The 19882-nt window shown below is 69.3% G+C and carries 21 protein-coding genes; 12 read left to right on the top strand and 9 right to left on the bottom strand.

What is annotated here, in order from left to right:
- The first annotated feature begins 50 nt into the window (after window positions 1-50).
- Window positions 51-842: an enoyl-CoA hydratase gene (locus R2B38_RS48640; protein WP_318022615.1), complete on the top strand. Its 792-nt coding sequence runs from the start codon at window positions 51-53 to the stop codon at window positions 840-842.
- Window positions 843-891: 49 nt separating this feature from the next.
- On the opposite strand, the gene R2B38_RS48635 is transcribed toward R2B38_RS48640, so the two are convergent.
- The 4 genes from R2B38_RS48635 to R2B38_RS48620 form a co-directional block, all read right to left on the bottom strand.
- Window positions 892-1695 carry an SDR family NAD(P)-dependent oxidoreductase gene (locus tag R2B38_RS48635; RefSeq protein WP_318022614.1) on the bottom strand — a complete coding sequence of 268 codons (804 nt, stop codon included), beginning with the start codon at window positions 1693-1695 and terminating at the stop codon, window positions 892-894.
- Between the two features lie 68 nt (window positions 1696-1763).
- Window positions 1764-2591 carry an NAD(P)-dependent oxidoreductase gene (locus R2B38_RS48630; protein WP_318022613.1) on the bottom strand — a complete coding sequence of 276 codons (828 nt, stop codon included), beginning with the start codon at window positions 2589-2591 and terminating at the stop codon, window positions 1764-1766.
- The gene (locus R2B38_RS48625) at window positions 2588-3115 is read right to left on the bottom strand and encodes a nuclear transport factor 2 family protein (RefSeq protein ID WP_318022612.1); all 528 of its coding nucleotides are present in this window, start codon (window positions 3113-3115) and stop codon (window positions 2588-2590) included. Before R2B38_RS48625 ends, R2B38_RS48630 begins: the two co-directional genes overlap by 4 nt.
- Window positions 3116-3121: 6 nt before the next feature.
- The gene (locus tag R2B38_RS48620) at window positions 3122-4144 is read right to left on the bottom strand and encodes a zinc-binding dehydrogenase (RefSeq protein ID WP_318022611.1); all 1023 of its coding nucleotides are present in this window, start codon (window positions 4142-4144) and stop codon (window positions 3122-3124) included.
- Window positions 4145-4268: 124 nt separating this feature from the next.
- On the opposite strand from R2B38_RS48620, the gene R2B38_RS48615 reads away from it, so the two are divergent.
- The gene (locus tag R2B38_RS48615; protein WP_318022610.1) at window positions 4269-4862 is read left to right on the top strand and encodes a TetR/AcrR family transcriptional regulator; all 594 of its coding nucleotides are present in this window, start codon (window positions 4269-4271) and stop codon (window positions 4860-4862) included.
- A gap of 31 nt (window positions 4863-4893) precedes the next feature.
- On the opposite strand, the gene R2B38_RS48610 is transcribed toward R2B38_RS48615, so the two are convergent.
- The 5 genes from R2B38_RS48610 to R2B38_RS48590 are packed head-to-tail and all read right to left on the bottom strand — an operon-like array spanning window position 4894 to window position 9073.
- Window positions 4894-6126 (bottom strand): amidohydrolase family protein, encoded by a 1233-nt coding sequence (locus tag R2B38_RS48610; protein WP_318022609.1) that lies wholly within the window; start codon window positions 6124-6126, stop codon window positions 4894-4896.
- 6 nt (window positions 6127-6132) lie between these two features.
- Window positions 6133-6453, bottom strand: a complete 321-nt coding sequence (locus R2B38_RS48605; protein ID WP_318022608.1) for a hypothetical protein — start codon at window positions 6451-6453, stop codon at window positions 6133-6135.
- Window positions 6440-7705: an aromatic ring-hydroxylating dioxygenase subunit alpha gene (locus R2B38_RS48600; RefSeq protein ID WP_318022607.1), complete on the bottom strand. Its 1266-nt coding sequence runs from the start codon at window positions 7703-7705 to the stop codon at window positions 6440-6442. The genes R2B38_RS48605 and R2B38_RS48600 overlap by 14 nt, the downstream gene beginning before the upstream one ends.
- Window positions 7706-7709: 4 nt before the next feature.
- Window positions 7710-8372, bottom strand: coding sequence for a carboxymuconolactone decarboxylase family protein (locus R2B38_RS48595; RefSeq protein WP_318022606.1), 663 nt, complete (start codon window positions 8370-8372; stop codon window positions 7710-7712).
- The gene (locus R2B38_RS48590; RefSeq protein ID WP_318022605.1) at window positions 8369-9073 is read right to left on the bottom strand and encodes an SDR family NAD(P)-dependent oxidoreductase; all 705 of its coding nucleotides are present in this window, start codon (window positions 9071-9073) and stop codon (window positions 8369-8371) included. Before R2B38_RS48590 ends, R2B38_RS48595 begins: the two co-directional genes overlap by 4 nt.
- Window positions 9074-9309: 236 nt before the next feature.
- Between R2B38_RS48590 and R2B38_RS48585 the strand changes: the two genes are divergently transcribed.
- Genes R2B38_RS48585 through R2B38_RS48540 form a run of 10 tightly spaced genes read left to right on the top strand, consistent with a single transcriptional unit; the run spans window position 9310 to window position 19826 of the window.
- The gene (locus R2B38_RS48585) at window positions 9310-10041 is read left to right on the top strand and encodes an SDR family oxidoreductase (RefSeq protein WP_262062210.1); all 732 of its coding nucleotides are present in this window, start codon (window positions 9310-9312) and stop codon (window positions 10039-10041) included.
- Complete coding sequence (locus tag R2B38_RS48580; RefSeq protein WP_318022604.1) at window positions 10038-11477, top strand: aldehyde dehydrogenase family protein; 1440 nt, start codon at window positions 10038-10040, stop codon at window positions 11475-11477. Before R2B38_RS48585 ends, R2B38_RS48580 begins: the two co-directional genes overlap by 4 nt.
- Window positions 11474-12679: a CoA transferase gene (locus R2B38_RS48575; protein ID WP_318022603.1), complete on the top strand. Its 1206-nt coding sequence runs from the start codon at window positions 11474-11476 to the stop codon at window positions 12677-12679. The genes R2B38_RS48580 and R2B38_RS48575 overlap by 4 nt, the downstream gene beginning before the upstream one ends.
- 41 nt (window positions 12680-12720) lie before the next feature.
- Window positions 12721-14088, top strand: coding sequence for an ABC transporter substrate-binding protein (locus tag R2B38_RS48570; RefSeq protein WP_318022602.1), 1368 nt, complete (start codon window positions 12721-12723; stop codon window positions 14086-14088).
- 54 nt (window positions 14089-14142) lie between these two features.
- Complete coding sequence (locus tag R2B38_RS48565) at window positions 14143-14337, top strand: ferredoxin (RefSeq protein ID WP_318022601.1); 195 nt, start codon at window positions 14143-14145, stop codon at window positions 14335-14337.
- Between the two features lie 36 nt (window positions 14338-14373).
- Complete coding sequence (locus R2B38_RS48560) at window positions 14374-15750, top strand: cytochrome P450 (RefSeq protein ID WP_318022600.1); 1377 nt, start codon at window positions 14374-14376, stop codon at window positions 15748-15750.
- Window positions 15747-17408 (top strand): thiolase C-terminal domain-containing protein, encoded by a 1662-nt coding sequence (locus R2B38_RS48555; protein ID WP_318022599.1) that lies wholly within the window; start codon window positions 15747-15749, stop codon window positions 17406-17408. The genes R2B38_RS48560 and R2B38_RS48555 overlap by 4 nt, the downstream gene beginning before the upstream one ends.
- Window positions 17405-18337 carry an alpha/beta hydrolase gene (locus R2B38_RS48550; RefSeq protein ID WP_318022598.1) on the top strand — a complete coding sequence of 311 codons (933 nt, stop codon included), beginning with the start codon at window positions 17405-17407 and terminating at the stop codon, window positions 18335-18337. Before R2B38_RS48555 ends, R2B38_RS48550 begins: the two co-directional genes overlap by 4 nt.
- Complete coding sequence (locus R2B38_RS48545) at window positions 18334-18981, top strand: DoxX family membrane protein (RefSeq protein WP_411978633.1); 648 nt, start codon at window positions 18334-18336, stop codon at window positions 18979-18981. Before R2B38_RS48550 ends, R2B38_RS48545 begins: the two co-directional genes overlap by 4 nt.
- Window positions 18981-19826 carry an NAD(P)-dependent oxidoreductase gene (locus R2B38_RS48540; protein WP_318022597.1) on the top strand — a complete coding sequence of 282 codons (846 nt, stop codon included), beginning with the start codon at window positions 18981-18983 and terminating at the stop codon, window positions 19824-19826. The genes R2B38_RS48545 and R2B38_RS48540 overlap by 1 nt, the downstream gene beginning before the upstream one ends.
- Window positions 19827-19882: the final 56 nt, after the last annotated feature.

Below are 19882 nucleotides of genomic sequence, written 5' to 3'. Positions count from 1 at the left end.
CCGGTCAGCCCAGAGGGCCGACATCCCAGAGCCGACAGAGGACGAGACGCATGGACGAGATCCTGTACGAGGTCGACGGCCGGGTGGGGATCATCACCCTCAACCGGCCGGAGGTCGCCAACGCGCAGAACAGCACGCTCCTCGACGCCCTCGACGCGGCCTGGAGCCGGGCCGCGGTCGACGAGGACGTGAAGGTCATTCTCCTGAAGGCCAACGGCAAGCACTTCTCGGCGGGACACGACCTGAAGGACCGCTGGCCGGCGCCGAAGGAGATCACCCTGGAGTGGATCTACAGCGCCGAGACCCGCAGGTACCTGGAGTACACCCTGCGCTGGCGCAACGTGCCCAAGCCGACGATCGCCGCCGTACAGGGCAAGTGCATCGCGGGCGGACTGATGCTCTGCTGGCCCTGCGACCTGATCGTGGCCGCCGAGAACGCCGAATTCTCCGACCCCGTCGTGCACATGGGGATCGGCGGAGTCGAATACCACGGCCACACCTGGGAGTTGGGTCCGCGCAAGGCGAAGGAGATCCTCTTCACCGGACGGGCCGTCACCGCCGAGGAGGCGGAGAAGGTCGGCATGGTGAACAAGGTCGTGCCCCTGGACCAACTGGGCACCGAAGCCCTGGAGTTGGCCCACCAGATCGCCACCATGCCGTCCTTCGGACTGCGCCAGGCGAAGCGGGCCGTCAACCAGAGCCTCGACGTCCAGGGCTTCTACGCCGCCATCCAGTCCGTGTTCGACATCCACGAGACGGGACACGGGAACGCGCTGAGCGTGAGCGGATATCCCATTCTCACGCAGCTCGACGCCATGAAGGAACGCATCAAGGGCCAGTAGGCCCGGTAGGCCGCCGGGCCGATGGGGCCGATGGGCTGGGCCGCAACCGTCACTTCTCCTTGTGCGCGGTCGCGCCCCGGCTCATCGCGAGCACCGCGTCGCGGCGGCTCAGCGCCCCGAACGGTGAACCGCCTGTCGGGGTGGGGCTGCCGCAGATCCAGGTCGGCCCGTCGGAGAGATGGGCGAGCGCCTCGGCGGCCACGTCGTCGGGATCGGCCAAGTCGCCGCCGTAGGAACCCCCTTGGACGCCTTCGGTCCGGCGCAGGGACGGGGTGTCGGTCCTGCCGAGCACCAGGCCCAGGACGTCCACGCCGCTGTCCTTCCACTCCGCCCACAGGCTCTCCGCGAGGATCAGGTCGAAGGCCTTCGACGCGCCGTAGGCGGCGAGCGTGGCGCCACCCGCCCACGCGGCGCCCGAGGTCACCAGGACCACGGCTCCCCGCTTGCGCGCCACCATCGGGCCACCGAACCGGTAGGCGGCTTCGAGTACGGCCGCGCAGTTGCGCCGCACCAGGCCCAGATGGGTATCGAGATCTTTGTCGAGGAACGGCACGCTGCGGTCGTCGCTGCCGGCGTTGTACACGAACAGCCCGACCTCCAGCCCGGCGGTCGCATCCTCCAGCTCCGCCAGGGCACTTGAGGAGCTGAGGTCGAGCGCGACCGTACGGACCTCGACGCCGTACCGGGACCGGACCTCGTCGGCGGAGGCCTCCAGCACGGGCAGGCGCCGGGCCACCAGTACGACGTTCATCCCCTGGGCGGCCAGCCGGTGGGCGAACGCGACGCCCACCCCGTCCGACCCGCCGGCGATGACGCCCCACGGCCCGTACTTGCTCGTGAGAGATTCAGCCACTTCGTACTCCTTGTTCGGGTGCGGTCACGGCAACTCGGTTGTATGGGCGGGGAGTTCAAGAACTCCTGTCATGACGACGGCCGTTGGAGAACCTTCTTCTCGACCGCGTCCGACGACAGCACCGTCCCGATGATCCCGAGGTCGGCACCGGTGCTCCGCGCCACCTCGCGCACCATGGCGACGTCCTTGCTCATCAGATCCGCCAGCCGCACCGCCACCGAGTCGACCGACCCTCCACGGGCGACGACATCGAGCGCCCGACTGGCGCCGCTGCCATGCTGGAGCGCCGTGAGAATCACGTTCTCGTCGATACCGAGCGACCCCGCCACCCGCACCGCGTCGACCGCGAGGCCGACCTGTGCCACGAACAGGGCGTTGTTGACGAGCTTGACCCGCTGACCGCTGCCGGCCGGTCCCACGAACAGGATGGGTGAGGCGTATGCCTCCAACAGCGGGCGTGTCTGCTCCAGTTGGGCTTCGTCCCCGCCGACCCACAGGGTGAGGCGGCCTGCCGCGATGTCGTGCGGCCCGCCCGAGAGCGCGGCGTCCAGCACCCCGACACCGCGCTGCGCACCCGCCTCGAAGAGCAGCCGGGCGGTCTCGGGGTCGGACGTGGTGTGCTGGACGAGTGTCGCCCCCGCCGACATGGCCGCGAGGGCGCCGTCCGGGCCGAGACACACCGACCGCACCTGCTCGTCCGTCAGCACGACGACGAACACGGCGTCGGCACCGCGCACGGTCTCCTCGATCGTGTCGGCCCAACTCGCCCCGGCCTTCTGGGCGATGGCGCGCGTCTCGGGGCGGCGTGTGTGCATGGTGACGTCGTGACCGGCGGTCATGAGGCGGTCGACGATCGGCCGCCCCATCCGGCCCGACCCGATCACACCGATCCTCAACTCTCCTCCAAGGCGGTGGAGTTGACGGCCGGTGCCAGCATCGCGCGGGGTCCCTCGGTGCCGTCGAGGTTGGCGTTGACCCGCTCGGCGATGCGCCAGCCGTCCGAAGTCCGTACCCAGCGCCAGGTGTTGGCGGAGACCTGGAACACCCAGAACCGTCCCGCGTCCGCGTCCCAGCGCAGATGAAGCGCATGGCTGCGGCCGGTCGCGTGGTCGCCGTCGACGACCACGTGCGGCGCGGTCAGCACGTGACCGCAGCCGTTGTGGATCACGCTCTGGTGCCCGGCGCCGTGGACCATGCCGACGATGCCGTCCCGGCCCTCCATCCGCAGGTGGGGGATCGCGTCGAAGACGCCGTCCTCGGTCCAGAGCGCCGCCGCGGCCTCTCCCGAACCGCTGTCGACCGCGGGCCCGTACTGGGCGACGAGCTGGGTGATCTCCACCTGGTCCTCCAAGGCGCGCACCTTCGCCGCCAACGACTCGACGGTGGCGCGCAGTTGGGCAAGTTCGTCCGTCTCGCTCATGGGCGTTCAGCTCCCTGGTACGACGATGATGCGGGCCGGCCCGTCGGCGTCCCGTGCGGCGTCGAGCGCGGCCGGCACCCCGTCGAGCCCGACGGTGTGGCCGAGCATCGGCCCGACATCGAGGCTCCCGGAGCAGACCGCCCGGAACGCCTCGTCCCAGTGGTCCATCGACGGGCCGCCCCCGAACTGGATGTTGATGCCCTTCCGCTTCGCGGTCAGGGTGTGCAGATGGTCGCCCTCCGGCGGACCCCCGACGGAGAAGATCCGGGTCCCGCGCTCGCAGCCCTTGATGATCGAGTCGAGAACACCCGGGACGCCGACGCACTCGAAGACGACACAACTCGACCGGTTCCCGGCCGCGTTGCGCCACACCTCGTACGGTGAGACCTCGGCGGGGTCGACGACCACGTCGGCGCCCATGGCCAGTGCGGTCGCGCGACGCGAGGCCACGAGATCGGCCGCCACGATCGGACCGACGCCGAGGTTCTTGAGCCGGCCGATCGCCGACAGGGCGATGGCGCCGCAGCCGATGACCAACGGCACCTCGCTCGCGGACAGTTGGGCGCGGGACGCCGTCGACCAGCCCACCGAGATCGCGTCGGCGACACACACGATCTCACTCGGCAGGTCCGACACCACGACCCGGGTGATGGCTTCGGTCAGCAGGAACAACTCCCCGAATCCGCCCGGAGATTCGGGGTTCTGGCCGATGATCCTGCGGCCGGCGGGAGTGCTCAGTACGGGCAGCGAACTCACCCGCGTCCCGACCGGGATCCGGCGCTCGGTGCCGGGGCCGTGGTCCACGACCTCGGCGCAGTACTCGTGACCCATCACGATGTCGACGTCCTGGTCGTACGTCGACATGCCGCTGTCGTCGTCGGCGCCCGCCTCCGGATGGTCCATGAAGTGCAGATCCGACGCGCAGATCCCGCATGCCAGGGATCGGACGAGGAGTTGGCCCGGTCCGGGGACCGGATCGTCGACGGTCCGCGCCTCGACGCTCCCGCCCCGCAGCACAGCAGCACGCATCAGACTCTCCTCCGCACTCCGAAGTCCGTCCCCTTCGGACTGTAGCCACACAGAGGCAATTACAGAAGACTGTCTCCTATAATTAAAAGAACGCGGAACACCGCCCGGTCACTACAATCACGGCATGGCAGAACCGCGCCGCGCCCCGGGCCGTCCACGGGACACGAGCATCAACGAACGGGCCCTCGCGGCGACGCGCGAACTCCTCGTCCAGCGCGGCTTCGACGCGACGACGATCCAGGCGGTGGCCGAGCACTCCGGCGTGCACGCCTCCGCCATCTACCGCCGCTGGCCCTCCCGGATCGAGCTGATCGAGGAGGCCACGTTCCCCGGGCTCAGCCCGCTGAGCGTCCGCCCGACGGGGGACCTGCGACGCGACCTCCGCCGGTTCGTGCGCGCCTACTTGGCTGCCTTCGGCGCGCCCGCTGCCCGCGCCGCCGCGGCCGGTCTCTTCGCGCACTCCCAGACGTCGACCACGCCCCGGCCGCCGGAGATGCTGCTGCGCGTGTCGGCGCGACCGCAGTTCCAGGACATCCTGCGCGCCGCGCCGACCGGGACCGTCGACCCCGCCGTGGACCCGGACGACGTCTTCGACATGCTCCTCGGCGCCGTCCTGACCCGCACCCTCCTGTCCGCGGTCACGGCCCGCAACCGCCCGGTCGAGCGCACGGTCGACATGATCCTGCGGATGCTACGGCCCCTCGACGGCCCGGAGTGACCAACTCCCGCTGACTGCCTGGGCGTTGGTGTCAGCGGCGTTCATCGCGGAACACCTTCCCGCCCTTCATCACGAACCGGACGTCCGCCATCAGGGAGACGTCCTCCAGCGGATTGCCCGGTACCGCGATCAGATCGGCGAGCAGTCCCTCCGCGATACGGCCCCGGTCGTCGGCCTCGATCAGCTCCGCCGCGTTGACGGTCGCCGCCTGGAGTGCCTCCAGCGGGGTCATCCCGCGGTCGACCAGGGCGATCAGCTCCTGGGCGCCGCGGCCGTGCGGGATCGCCGGCGCGTCCGTGCCCAGCGCCATCCGGACACCCGCCTTGCCGGCCCTGGCCACCACCGTCTTCGCCCGGGGGAAGATCTCGGCGGCCTTCTCCTTCAGTTCGGGCGCGGCATGGGACATGTCCATCCCGTCGATGAGAGCGGTGGTCGGCACCAGGAAAGTGCCGCGCTCCGCCATCAACGCGATGGTGTCGTCGTCGAGCAGGAAGCCGTGCTCGATGCAGTCGATGCCCGCCTCCACCGCGTGCCGGACGGCGTCGGCCCCATGGGTGTGGGCCGCCACCTTCAGTCCGCGCCGGTGGGCCTCGTCGACGATGGCGCGCAGTTCCTCGTCGGAGTAGTGCTGCGCGCCGGGGGTGCCGGTGTGGGACATGACGCCCCCGGACGCGCAGACCTTGATGAGCCGAGCGCCGTGCTTGATCTGGTAGCGGACGGCCTTGCGCACCTCGTCGACGCCGTTGGCAATGCCCTCTTCCAGGGAGAGAGGCATGATTCCGGGGGCGTACGCGGCGAACATCGTGGGGTCGAGATGGCCGCCGGTGGGTGTAATGGCGTGTCCGGCGGGCACGATGCGCGGGCCGTCGATCCAGCCGGCGTCGATGGCCTTGGCCAGCGCGACGTCCAGCAGATAGCCGCCCGTCTTCACGAACAGGCCGAGGTTGCGGACCGTGGTGAACCCCGCGCGCAGGGTCCGCCGGGCGTTGCCGACCGCGCGGAGCATCCGCAGCGGGGGATCGTCCTGGACGGGGGAGAACGCGAGTGTCTCGCCCCGGCCGCCCATCAGGAGGTTGACCTCCATGTCCATGAGACCGGGCAGGAGAGTCACGTCGCCGAGGTCGAGAACCTCGTTCTCCCCGTCACTCTCGCCGGTGCCGCCGCCGGTGTGCGCGATGCGGTCGCCCTCGACCGTGATCAGCCCCGGCGACTCGAACTCGCCCGTCTCCACGTGCAGTACACGCGCCGCTCTGAGCGTGAGCACGACCGGTCACACCTTCGGCTCGACGACGAGGTCCATGTAGGCGGCCCCGCTGTCCGGCACCCGGGCCTGCTTCCAGACCTCGACCGGGAACGACACGTTCACCAGGGAGAACATCAGGAGGAGCAAGTTGCGCTCCTGCTCCGGGAGTTCGGAGAGGGGGAACTTGTCGAGGTGGTCGGAGGCCTGTTCCAGCAGCGGGAACGCGGCGTCGTAGAAGGACTGCATCTCCTCCATGGAGCTGGCCAGGCGCTTGCTGTAGCGGTCGCGCTCGGACTCCAGGATCCACTCGCTGAACGGCTCGAGTGCCGCGAACTCACTGGGCAGCATCGGTGTGCTCCTTGACGTAGTCGGCGACCGTCTTGTGCAGATGGCGGAGCAGCAACTCCTGGTCGCAGAGCGGGAATTCGGTGACGACCCGGCTCTTGAGCATCGTCTGGGTGGCTTCGAGGGTGTTGCCGTCCTGGAGCGCGTACTCCTTGAACGTCACCGCCGCCAGCTCCTGCTTGAGCCGCTCGCGCGCGGTCTTGGCGGGCACGAAGTACAGGTTGGCCTCGAAGAGGTGCCTGTCCACCGCCGTCGGCCAGTAGTGGTACGTCAGATACCAGCCCGGCTTCCAGATCAGCAGGGTCATGTTCGGGAAGAACTCGAAGGAGTCGTTGCCCCACGCGCGGTGCCGGCCCGGGTTGAGACCCGTCGGCAGGTTGTCCAGGCCCTCGATGTCGGGCGCCTCCCACGGGCCGAACAGGCCGCTGCGCAGGGCGCGTTCGATGGGCTTGACGATCGTCAGGTCCTTGGGCGGGGACATGCCTCCCCAGGAGGAGATCATCGAGTGCGGGGAGTGGATCTCGTAGTGCAGCGCCTCGTACCCGACGTTGAAGAGCTTGTCGGCCTCGTCCTTGACGGCCTGCTTCATGTGCAGGACGGGCGCGTGGTAGAACTCCGCGAACGCGTCGATGAACAGCTTCCAGTTGCTGCCGATCTCGGCCTTGTACGTGAAGACCTCGGTCATCTCGTGGAAGGGGTAGCCCTCCAGGCCCTTGGCGAACTCGCCCAAGTACTCCTTGAGCGGCTGGGCTTCGGGGTCGAGGTTGACGAAGATGAACCCCTCCCAGACCTCGCAGCGGACCAGCTTGAGGCCGTAGTCCGCCTTGTCCAGGTCGAAGAACTCCTTCTCCTGCTGGACGAAGGTCAGATCGCCGTCGAGGCTGTAGCGCCAGGCGTGGTACTTGCAGGTGAACTGGCGGCAGGTGCCCTTGACCTCCTCGCCCGGGTAGTCGTTCCACACGAGCTTGTTGCCGCGGTGGCGGCAGACGTTGTGGAAGGCGCGGATCTCCTTGTCCTTGCCCCGCACGATCACCAGTGAGGTGTCGGCGACGGCCAGCTCCTTCGTGAAGTAGCTGCCGACCTTGGGCACTTGCTCGACCCGGCCGACGTTCAGCCAGGTCCTCTTGAAGATCGCTTCCTTCTCGGCCTCGTAGTACGCGGGGTCGATGGAGTCCTCGTAGTTCACCGGGCTGGTGCCCAGCTCGGGGTAGTTCTCGGTCCAGCTCCCGGCCTCGGGCTTGGTGAAGTGCGGCATGGGATCACCCCTCTCGTTTGTGAGAATACCATTCTCGTTTGGGGAAACTGAAGTTCTCTTCCGAGATCACGGGGTCGAGTTCCACGCCGAAGGTGTTGAGCGCCATCGTGAGCATCGTGTAGGCGCCGATCGTGAACACCAGGTCCATCAGCTGGTGTTCGTCCAGGTCGGCGGCGAGCGCGGCGTAGGTCGCGTCCGACAGGCCCGAGTCGGTGTCCAGTTCGTCCACCGCCCGGTTGAGCAACGTGTCGGCGCCCGTGCGGACTTCGTCGATCTCGGCCTCGGTCACCCCGCCCTTCCGCGCGATCAGGACATGGCTCGCCCACTCGTACCTGCTGCCCCGCCGCCAGGTCACGCGCAGCACGGCCAACTCACGTACGCGCACCGGCAGGGTCGTGGTGTTGAGGTGCATGTTGAACGTCAGGAACGCCCGGGCCAGGGCCGGATGCCGCTGGAAGATCCCGAGAACGTTGGCCTCCGGCAGCTTCCGGTGGGGGTTGATGACCGAGAACAGGTCGTGGTCCCAGTCGTCGTACGGCACCGGGGCGATGCGAACGCCGTTCTCGGCGGCGGTGTCGTGGTGCGGGCCGTGCTCGCCGTGCCTGCTGTGCTCACCGCGCTCGGTGGCCGTCTCGTCAGGTCCGTCGTGTTCGCTCCGCTCGCTCACGTGTTCCGCCCGCCGTTGACGCCCAGGATCTGGCCGGTGATGTAGCCGGCCTCCTCGGAGGCGAGGAAGGCGCAGGCGGCGGCGATGTCCTCCGGGCGTCCGACCCGCCGTACCGGAGTGCGCTGGATGTGCTCCTCGACCGTCCCGCCGAGCAGTTGGCGCTCCTCCGAGCGGCGCAGCATGGGCGTGTCGATGAAGCCGGGCGGGACCGCGTTGACGGTGATGCCCTGCGGACCCAGCTCCAGGGCCAGCGCCTTGGTCAGCCCGTTGACCGCCGACTTCGCGGCCACGTAGTGCGTCATGAAGGGCTGGCCGGACTGCGCGCTGGACGAGGAGATGTTGACGATCCGGCCCCAGCCGGCCTCCACCATGTCCGGCAGGACGGCCTGCACGCAGTGGAAGACGCCGTGCAGGTTGACGTCGATGACGCGCTGCCAGGCCTCGAAGGTGAGGTTGGTGAAGCGCTTGTAGCCCTCCATCCCGGCCGCGTTGACCAGGACCGTGACCGGGCCGAGCTGTTCGCGGATCTCGGTCAGCGCCTCGTCCACCTGGGTCCGGTCGGAGACGTCGGCCTTCCGGGAGAAGCCCCTGTCGGACGGATTGAGGTCGAGGGTGGCGACCTGGAGGCCGTCGGCCTCCAGGCGCTGTGCGATGGCTTGTCCGATGCCGGAGCCGCCGCCTGTGACGAGGGCTGTCCTCATGCCGGAACCCCCTTCGTCTCGATCATGAAAATCTCCCTTCCAGATCTGAGAAGCGTATTCTCGTCTCCGGTGCTTCCGGAAGTCCCGCGCAGGCGGGGGCTGTTCGCCGCGCTCCGCAGGTCTGTCAGCAAGTCGTCAGGATGACATTCTCGCTGCCGGATGGTTGATTCGCGTATAAGGAGAATGTAGTTTCCGCTTCATTGGAGCAAGCCGCCCATCCATGCGAGGAGAACAGGATGCGGTTCCAGGACAAGGTGGCGATCGTCACCGGAGCGGGACAGGGAATCGGCGAGGACTACGCCCGGGCGCTGGCCGCCGAGGGAGCACGGGTCGTGGTCGCCGACATCAACGAGGAGCAGGGACAGCGGGTCGCCAAGGAACTGGACTCCGCGCTCTTCGTCAAGGTCGACGTCGGAGACCCCGCCTCGGCCGACGCGCTGGCCGCCGCCACCGTCGCCGAGTTCGGCCGCATCGACTACCTGATCAACAATGCCGCGATCTACCACAGCATGCGGCGCGAGGGCCTGACCACCGTCGACCTCGACTACCTCAACCGCTTCATCCAGGTGAACCTGATGGGCGCCCTCTACGTCACCCGGGCCGTCGTCCCGCACCTGACCGAGGGCGCCGCGATCGTCAACCAGTCCTCCGCCGCCGCCTACATGGCGAGCGGCTACTACGGCCTGGCCAAGATCGGCATCAACCACCTCACCGCCTCGCTCGCCGCCGAACTCGGCGGCCGGGGCATCCGCGTCAACGGCATCGCCCCCGGCCCCACCGACACGGAGGCCACGGCCACCGTCGTACCGGTCGAGTTCCAGGAGCGGATGACCCAGGCCCTGGCCATCAAGCGGATGGGCACGCCCGGCGACCTGACCCCCACCGTGCTGTTCCTGCTCTCCGACGACGCGGGCTGGCTCACCGGCCAGACCATCAGCGTGGACGGCGGACAGGTGGTGCGGCTGTGACCCGGCTGCTCATCGACGGCCAACTCGTCGACGCGGAGCGGACGTTCCCCTCCCTCAACCCCGCGACCGGCGAGGTCTACGGCCACGCCCCCGACGCCACCACCGCCCAGGCCGAGGCAGCCGTGGCCGCCGCGCGCACCGCCTTCGACACCACCGCCTGGTCCACCGACGTACAGCTGCGCATCCGCTGTCTCGACCAGCTGCACCAGGCACTCACCGACCACGTCGAGGAGCTGCGCGAGCTCACGATCGCCGAGGTCGGCGCGCCCCGCATGCTCACCTACGGCCCCCAACTCGACGACCCCGTCAAGCTGGTGCGCTTCTACGCGGACCTGCTGCGCAAGTACCCGCTGACCGAGGAGCTCGGCGAGTCCGAGAGCCGCGGCCAGCGTCACCGGCGCTGGGTGGAGAAGGAGGCCGCCGGGGTCGTAGCGGCGATCATCGCCTACAACTACCCGAACCAGCTCGCCCTGGCCAAGCTCGCCCCCGCGCTCGCGGCCGGCTGCACGGTCGTCCTCAAGGGCGCCCCGGACACCCCGCTGACGACCCTGTTCCTGGGTCAACTCATCGCCGAACACACGGACATACCGCCCGGCGTGGTCAACGTCCTGACCTCCTCCGGTGCCGATGTCGGCGAGACGCTCACCACGCACCCCGACGTCGACATGATCACCTTCACCGGTTCCACCGCGACCGGCCGCCGCATCATGGAGGCCGCGAGCCGTACGGTGAAGAAGGTCTTCCTGGAACTCGGCGGCAAGTCCGCCATGATCGTCCTCGACGACGCCGACTTCGCCACCGCCGCCATGTTCGCGGCCGGCACCATCTGCTCCCACTCCGGGCAGGGTTGCGCGCTCACCTCCCGGCTGCTCGTGCCCAGGGAGCACCACGACGAGATCGTCGCCATGGTGGCGGCGGGCCTCGGCCGCATCCCGCTCGGCGACCCCGCCGACCCCAAGACCTTCGCGGGCCCGCTCATCAGCGAGCGCCAGCGCGAGAAGGTCGACGGCATGGTCGAGAGGGCCGTAGCGGCCGGCGCGAACCTCGTCACCGGTGGCGAGAAGATCGATCCCGGCTTCTTCTACAAGCCGACTCTCCTCAGCAACGTCGACCCGGACAGCGAGATCGCCCAGGACGAGGTCTTCGGCCCCGTGCTCGTGGTGATCCCGTACGACGACGATGACGACGCCGTCAAGATCGCCAACAACTCCATCTTCGGCCTCTCCGGCGGCATCCAGAGCGCCGACGACGAACGGGCCATCGCGCTGGCTCGCCGCATCCGCACCGGCACCTTCAGCATCAACGGCGGCAACTACTTCGCCGCGGACGTGCCGTTCGGCGGCTACAAGCAGTCGGGCATCGGGCGCGAGAGCGGGGTGGCCGGTCTGGAGGAGTTCCTGGAGTACAAGGCGTTCGCGGTCGTGGTCCGGTCATGATGCCGCTCGAAGGCATCCGCGTCCTCGAGGTCGCCATGTACGGCTTCGTGCCCTCGGCGGGAGCCGTCCTCTCCGACTGGGGAGCGGACGTCATCAAGGTCGAGCACGCCGTTACCGGCGACCCGCAACGCGGTCTCCGGCAGACCGGCACGATGCGCGTCGAGGGCGACCCCAACCCCAACGTCGAGCACGCCAACCGCGGCAAGCGCAGCCTCGGCCTCGACATCTCCCGCCCCGAGGGAAAGGACGTTCTCTACGACCTCGCCCGGCGTTCGGACGTGTTCCTGACCAGCTTCCTTCCCGGTCACCGGGAGCGGTTCGGCATCGACGTCGACGACATCCGTAGCGTCAATCCCCGCATCATCTACGCCCGGGGCAGCGCCTTCGGCCCGCGGGGAGCGGAGGCGGGGAAGGGTGGCTACGACATGACGGCGTTCTGGGCCCGCGCCGGCACGGCCGCGAGCATCACCCCCGAAGGCACCGACGGCATCATCAACCCGCCCGCACCGGCCTACGGCGACACGATCTCCGGCACCAACCTCGCCGGCGGTATCGCGGCCGCGCTCCTGAAACGCGAACGCACCGGTGAGCCGTCGGTCGTGGACGTCTCCCTGCTCGGCAGCGGACTGTGGGCGATGGGCCACGCCACCGCGCTCTCCCTGCACCTCGGCAAGCCCTGGATCCCGCCGCCCGTCGGCACCCACGGCTCCGTCACCAACCCCCTGTCCGGGCTGTACGAGACCTCCGACGGCCACCATCTGGCGTTCGTCATGATGCAGCCCGGCAAGTTCTGGGCCGATGTGTGCCGGCACATCGACCGCCCCGAACTCGCCGACGACCCCCGCTTCGACACGGCCGAGAACCTCATTTCCCATACTGCCGAGGCCGTCAAGATCCTGCGCGAGGTCATCGCCACCCGCACCCTCGCGGAGTGGAGCAGGCGCTTCACCACCCTGGCCGGGCCGTGGGCCCCGGTGCAGGACTCCCTGCAAGTGGGCGACGACCCGCAGATCAGAGCGAACGAGTACCTCCTGCAGGCCGGAGAGCTCGAACTGGTCGCCAGCCCCGTGCAGTTCGACGTGCACGCCCCACAACTCGGGCCCGCACCCGAGTTTGCCGCCCAGACCGAGGAGATCCTCCTCGAACTGGGCCTGGACTGGGACCGCATCATCGCGCTCAAGGCGGCGGGCGCGGTCACCTGATTCCACCCGACAGCGGGACTCATTCTCAACGAGGAGAACCGATGAGACGCTTGCTCATCCCCGCGCTCGTCCTGGCCCTCGCGGCCGCGGCCGGATGCTCCGGCCGCACCAAGTCCGCGGACACCAGCAGCCCTTCCACCACCGGAGCCGCCGACACCGCCACCGCGGACTTCGGCACGCTGAAGTCCGTGTGCGGGAAGGGGACGGCCAAGACCGTCACCAGTCAGGGCGTCACCGCCTCCGACATCAAGGTCGGGGTATTTTCCGACGTCGGGTTCACCAAGAACCCGGAGTTCGAGAACGCGGCGAAGGTCTTCACCTCCTGGTGCAACGCCGCCGGCGGCATCAACGGACGCAAGATCACGCCCGAGACGCACGACGCCCAGCTCATGCAGGTCAACCAGCAGATGATCTCGGCCTGCCGCACCGACTTCTTCGAGGTCGGCGGCGGCGCGGCGCTCGACGGCCTCGGTGTCAAGACCCGGCTGAAGTGTCTGCTCCCCGAGTTCCCGGCACAGGTCACCTCCGAGGTCGGCGCCGACCTCCAGGTGATGACCCAGGGGGCCTCGTCCGGGTACGCGCCCTACGCCGGCTACTACTCCTGGCTGTTGAAGGAGGCCTACCCCTCGTCGGCGGGCGGCGTCGGCATCATCACCGGGGACGTGCCCGTCACCAAGGTCATCGCCGCCCAGGACAAAGAAGTCCTCACGGCGATGGGCGGCAAGGTCACCTACTCCGACCTCTACCCCGCGCAGGGCGTCTCCGACTGGACGCCGTACGCCCAGTCCATCAAGACGAAGAAGGTCAAGGGCCTTGTCTTCCTGGGGGACTTCACCCAGCTGGCGAAGCTGGAGCAGGCGCTCACCAACATCGACTACAAGCTCGACTGGGTCGACGCCAACAACAACGCCTACGGCCCCGCGTTCCTCAAGCTGGCCGACACCGCGCTGAGCTCGCAGACCAACTTCGCGAGCATCGACGGGACTTACCCGCTGGAGAAGGCGGACGACAACCCGGCGACCAAGGAAATGGTCGCCCTGTTCAAGAAGTACGCGCCCGACGCGCAGATCACCCTGCCCGCCGTGCACGCCTTCTCCACCTGGCTGCTGTTCGCCACCTCGGCCCGTGACTGCGCCGAACTGACCCGCAGTTGTGTCCTCGCCAACGCCAAGAAGCAGAGCGAGTGGACCGGGGGAGGCCTCCAGGCCCCGGTGAACCTGACCAAGCCCGACGAGCCCGTGAAGTGCTTCAACGTCGAGAAGGCCACCACCAGCGGCTGGGTCCCCGCGGACTTCAAGCCGACCGACGGCGCCTACCGCTGCGACGCGCCCGTCTACAAGTACAAGGGCAACTACGGCAAGCCGCCGACGCTCGCCGATGTCGGCAAGTCGCTCGCCGACCTCAAGTAGCCACGCCACGCCACCCGTTCAGCACGGCGTTCACCACGGCAGGAAGGAAGGACCGTGAAGGTACGAGTCGACCCGGAGCGCTGCCAGGGCCACACGCTCTGCGCGATGCGCGCTCCGGACACCTTCGAACTCAGCGAGATCGACGGACACTCCTCGGTCGTCCAGGAAGAAGTCCCCGCCGACCAGGAGTCGGACGTCCGCGAGGCGGTCCTCTCCTGTCCGGAACGGGCCATCTCCCTCATCTCCTGACCCCCACCTCATCCACCGAGCAGGAGAGGACTCCGCATGACCACGGAAGACGCGGCCGTCGACGACGACGCCGGCCGCAAGCACCCCCAGGTGCACTTCGACCGGCACACACCCGACTACCGCGACCGGTTCGAGGACATCACCCACGAGCTGCACGGGCAGTGCCCGATCGCCTGGACGGAGACCCACGGCGGACACTGGGTCGCCAGCGGCAACCGCGAGGTCTTCGAACTCGCCAGGTCCGCCGAGTTCCTCTCCAACGACCATGACGTGAAAGGGGAACGGCGCGGCTACAAGGGCATCTCCATCCCCCCTCCGCCCCGCGCCCGGGAGGCCCAGGGCGGCTTCCTGGAGATGGACCCGCCGGACCAGCGCTACTACCGGCAGACCCTCAACCCGTATCTCTCGCCCGCGGCCATCCAGCGCTGGATCCCGTTCGTCGACGAGATCGTGCGCGCCAGCATCGACGAGAAGATCGAGTCCGGGCGCATCGACTTCGTCGACGACCTCGCCAACATCGTCCCGGCCGTGCTCACCCTGGCCATGATGGGTATCCCGGTCGAGCGCTGGACCATCTACAACGAACCGGCCCACGCCTCCGTCTACACACCCCCCAACTCCCCTGACCGGGAAAGGGTGTTGGAGCTCAGCCGCAAGATGGGCATGGACCTCATGGGCCAGCTCATGGAGATCCGCAAGACACCCCGCCCGGGTCTGGTGGACGCGCTGGTCCGCGCCGACCTGGGCGGCCGCAACCCGGACGACGGCGAACTCCTGGGCGTACTGGCCCTGTTGATCGGCGGCGGCTTCGACACCACCACCGCGCTCACCGCCCACGCCCTCGAATGGCTCTCGCAGAACCCGGAGGAACGCGCCCGGCTCAGCCGCGACCGGAAGATCCTGCTGGACTCCGCCACCGAGGAGTTCCTGCGCTTCTACACCCCGGCCCCCGGCGACGGACGCACCTTCTCCGCCGACTGCGAGATCGCCGGCACCGAGTTCAAGGAGGGCGAACGCCTCTGGCTCTCCTGGGCGATGGCCAACCGCGACCCGTCGGTCTTCCCCGACCCCGACACGATCGACATGGAACGCAAGGGCAACCGGCACAGCAGCTTCGGCCTCGGCATCCACCGCTGCATCGGCTCCAACGTCGCCCGCACGGTGTTCAAGCGGATGGTGACGGCCGTCCTCGACCGGATGCCCGACTACGTGTGCGACCCCGAAGGCGCCGTGCACTACGAGACCATCGGTGTCATCCAGGGCATGCGCCACCTCCCCGCGACCTTCACGCCGGGCAAGCGGCTCGGCGCCGGACTGGACGAGACCCTCGCCGAACTCCAGAAGGTCTGCGACGAACAGCGCCTCGCCGAGCCGGTCACCGTCCGCACGGCGAAGGCACGGATCGGCACATGAACTCCCCAACCCGCCCGGGGCCGTTGGTCACGGAGGAGAACGCGTTCTTCTGGGCCTCCGGCGCGGACGGCCGGCTGCGGCTGGCGGAGTGCGGGTCGTGCGCGGCCCTCATCCACCCGCCGCAGCCGGTCTGCCGGTACTGCCACGGGCACGACTTCGGCGTCCGGGCCGTCTCCGGCCGCGCGACGCTGATCGGCTTCACCGTCAACCACCGCTTCGCCCTGCCCGGCCTGCCCGCGCCCTACGTCGTGGCCCAGGTCGCCATCGAGGAGGACCCCCGGGTCCGGCTCACCACCAACGCCGTCCAATGCGCCCCGGACGAGCTGGAGTTGGGCATGCGGATGGAGGTCGTCTTCGAACAGGTCGAGGACGCCTGGCTGCCCCTGTTCCGCCCCGCCCGCGACCACCCGGCCACCGACCCCCTGCCGCTCGCCGAGGTCGACACCCACCAACTCGCCCGCCGCGTACGGCCGATGGTGACCACGGAGAAGTTCGAGGACAAGGTCGCGATCACCGGCATCGGCATGTCGGAGATCGGTCGCCGCCTCCTGGTCCCCCCGGTGTCCCTGACCGTCCAGGCCTGCGAACGTGCCATCGCCGACGCCGGCCTCACCGTCGACGACATCGACGGCCTCGCCACCTACCCGGGCGCCGGAGCGGCCTACGGCGGCTTCGGCGAGGGAGGCGTCACCGCCCTGGAGTCCGCCCTCGGCCTGGAACCGACCTGGTACAACGGCGGCAGCGAGACCTTCGGCCCCTGCGGCTCCCTCATCTCCGCGATGCTCGCCGTCGCGGGCGGCCTGGCCCGCCATGTGCTGTGCTTCCGTACGGTCTGGGAGGCGTCGTACGGCGACCTCGTGCGTCGCGGCCGGATCGCGCAGGCCCCACAGCGCCAACTGGACGGCTGGATGAAGCCGTTCGGAGCGATCTCGGCCGCCCACACCCTCGCCCAGAACGCCCAACGCCACTTCCACCGCTACGGCACCACCCGCGAGACGCTCGGCTGGATCGCCCTCAACCAGCGGGCCAACGCGGCGCTCAACCCCACGGCGGTCTACCGCGACCCGATGACGATGGACGACTATCTGGGCGCCCGCCCCATCACCACCCCGTTCGGCCTCTACGACTGTGACGTCCCCTGCGACGGGGCGGTCGCCGTGATCGTGTCGGCGGTGGACGCGGCCCGGGACCTCGCCCAACCACCCGTCTACGTCGAGGCAGTTGGGACCCAGATCCTGGAACGGCTCGAATGGGACCAGAGCACACTCACCCACGAACCCCAAGTCCTGGGCCAGTCAGCCCACTTGTGGTCACGCACCGCACTGCGCCCTCAAGACGTCGACGTGGCCGAGCTGTACGACGGCTTCACCTTCAACTGCCTCTCCTGGCTGGAGGGGTTGGGGTTCTGCGGCATCGGCGAGGCCAAGGACTTCCTGGACGGAGGCAAGAACATCGCACGGGACGGCGTACTGCCACTGAATACCCACGGCGGACAGCTCTCCCACGGCCGCACCCACGGCATGGGGCTGGTCCACGAGGCGATCACCCAACTGCGCGGCACGGCCGGGGCGCGGCAGGTCTCCGGAGCGCGGGTCGCGGTGGCGAGCAGCGGCGGACTCACCCCGAGCGGTGTCATCCTCTTCCGGGCGGACGGATGAACTCCCGTACCACGGAGGTCGTTTCGCGCGTCGTCGACGTCGACGGCATCCCCATGTCCGGGCTGCTGTGCGAGGTCCGCGACCCGCGCGCGGTCGTCGTCGCCCTGCACGGGGGAGCGGTGACGTCGGGCTACTTCGACTACCCCGACCAGCCCCGGCTGTCCCTCCTGCGCACCGCGGCGGCACTGGACTTCACGGTCGTCGCCATCGACCGCCCCGGATACGGGAGTTCGGCCCCGCACAGCGAGACCATGGCGTCCCCAGCGCGGCGCGTCGACCTCGCCTACGCGGCGGTGGACCGGCTGCTGGCCTCGCGTCCGCGTGGGGCGGGACTGTTCCTCTGGGCCCACTCGATCGGCTGCGCCCTGGGCGTGCACATGGCCGGCGACGAACGCCGGAACGACCTTCTCGGCCTGGAGATCGCCGGTACCGGACGCCACCACGCCCCCGGCGCTGTCGAGATCCTCGACTTCCGGCGGCGTGACCCGGCCGTGCCGCGACGGTCCGGCCCCGGCCTGCGCGACCTGCTGTGGGAGCCGTCGCGTCTGTACCCGGACGCGGTCATCGGCGCGCCCCGTGTCCAGTCACCGGGTCCGCCGTACGAGGCGACCGTCGCCCGCCGCTGGCCACGGGAGTTCGCCGAAGTCGCCGCCCGTGTACGGATTCCCGTCCACTACACGCTCGGTGACCACGAACGCGTGTGGAGCTCCGGGCCCGAGGCCATGGCCGACATCGCGAGCCTGTTCACCGGCTCCCCGCGGGTCGTCACCGACGAACAGGCCGACAGCGGCCACAACTTGAGCATCGGGCACACCGCGACCGGATACCACCTGAAGATCCTCTCGTTCGTCGAGGAGTGCGTTCTCGCGTCCGAGAACGGCGGATACGACAACGACGGGATCGACCGTCTCCCGAGGAGGGCCGGATGAGTGACGCCGACGTCGCGGTACTGCTGCTCGTACGCGTGGTCGTAGGACTGGTCATGATCATGCACGGGCTCAACCACTGGCGAGGCGGCGGCCGCATCGAGGGCACAGCCCGCTGGTTCACCGGACTCGGCCTGAGACAGGGCGTGTTGCAGGCCTGGGCGAGCGTGCTCACCGAGGTCGGCGCGGGCGTTCTCCTTGTCCTGGGCCTGCTCACCCCGCTGGCCTGCGCCGCCGTGATCTCGGTGATGCTGGTCGCGGGTCTGCTCGCCCACCGGCCCAACGGGTTCTTCGTCTTCAAGGACGGCTACGAGTACGTCCTCACGCTCGCCGTCGTCGCCCTGGCCCTCGCGGTACTGGGCCCCGGCCGCTGGTCCCTCGACCACGCGGCCGGCATCGACCTGACCGGCTGGACCGGCGGCGGCATCGCGCTGGGCGTGGCCGTGGTGGCGACCGGGGGACTGCTGGGCACGTTCTGGCGACCTGAGCCGAAGGCCGGCTCCGAGCCCGAAGCCGACGCGGAGCCCGAAGCCGACCCCGGGTCCAAGGCCGACCGCGGGTCCAAAGCAGGCGCCGAGCCTCAGAGCGCCGTCGCAGATCCGGCACCCGAGCACACCCCCGAGTCGGTCGATCAGGAGGCCCGCTGATGCGCGTCGGATTCATCGGCCTTGGCAGCCAGGGCGCTCCCATGGCGCGCCGGATCGTCGAGGCGGGCTTCGCCACCACGCTCTGGGCGCGCCGCCCGGCCACGCTCTCCCCGTTCGCGGACACGGCGGCTCAGCGGGCCACGTCCCCCGTCGAACTGGCCGCCGCCAGTGACCTGGTGTGCGTCTGCGTCGTCGACGACGCCGATGTCGAACAGGTCGTCACGGGCGAGCAGGGCGTGCTGCGAGGGCTGCGCCGGGGCGGTGTGATCGCCGTACACAGCACCGTCCACCCCGACACCTGCCGACGGCTCGCCGAGCGCGCCCAGGTGCATGGCGTCTCCGTGGTCGACGCACCCGTCAGCGGCGGCGGAAGCGCGGCTGCCGAGGGGCGCCTGCTGGTGATGACGGGCGGCGAGTCCGGCACGGTCGCCTACTGCCGCAAGGTGTTCGAGACGTTCGGCGATCCGGTCGTCCACATGGGCCCGCTCGGCTCGGGACAGATCGCCAAACTCCTCAACAACCTGTTGTTCACCGCCAACTTGGCGACCGCGGCCGACACACTGTCCCTGGCACCGGAGTTCGGCATCGACCGAGGCGCCCTCGCCGAAGTCGTCCTCCACGGCAGCGGATCGAGCTTCGCGCTCGAACGCGTGAAGGCCGCGGGCGGCACGCTCGACCGTCTCGCTGAACGCGCCGGACCGCTGCTCCGTAAGGACGTGAGGCTGCTGGCCGACCTCGCCGACACGGCGGGCGCGGCGACGGGCACTGTCCTGACGGCGGCCGACGCGGCCCTCGACCACATGGGGCAGGGACGTCTGACGGCACCCGCAACTCCCGCTCCATGAAAGCGAAAACAACCTTCTCGCCACCGGAGAACATTGATATCGTCGCTCGTCGTCAG

Origin of the sequence: Streptomyces sp. N50, assembly GCF_033335955.1 — a bacterium.
In the GTDB taxonomy this organism is placed as follows: Bacteria; Actinomycetota; Actinomycetes; order Streptomycetales; family Streptomycetaceae; genus Streptomyces.
Note: the sequence above shows the minus strand (reverse complement) of the source record. Positions and strands in the feature narration are given on the sequence as shown.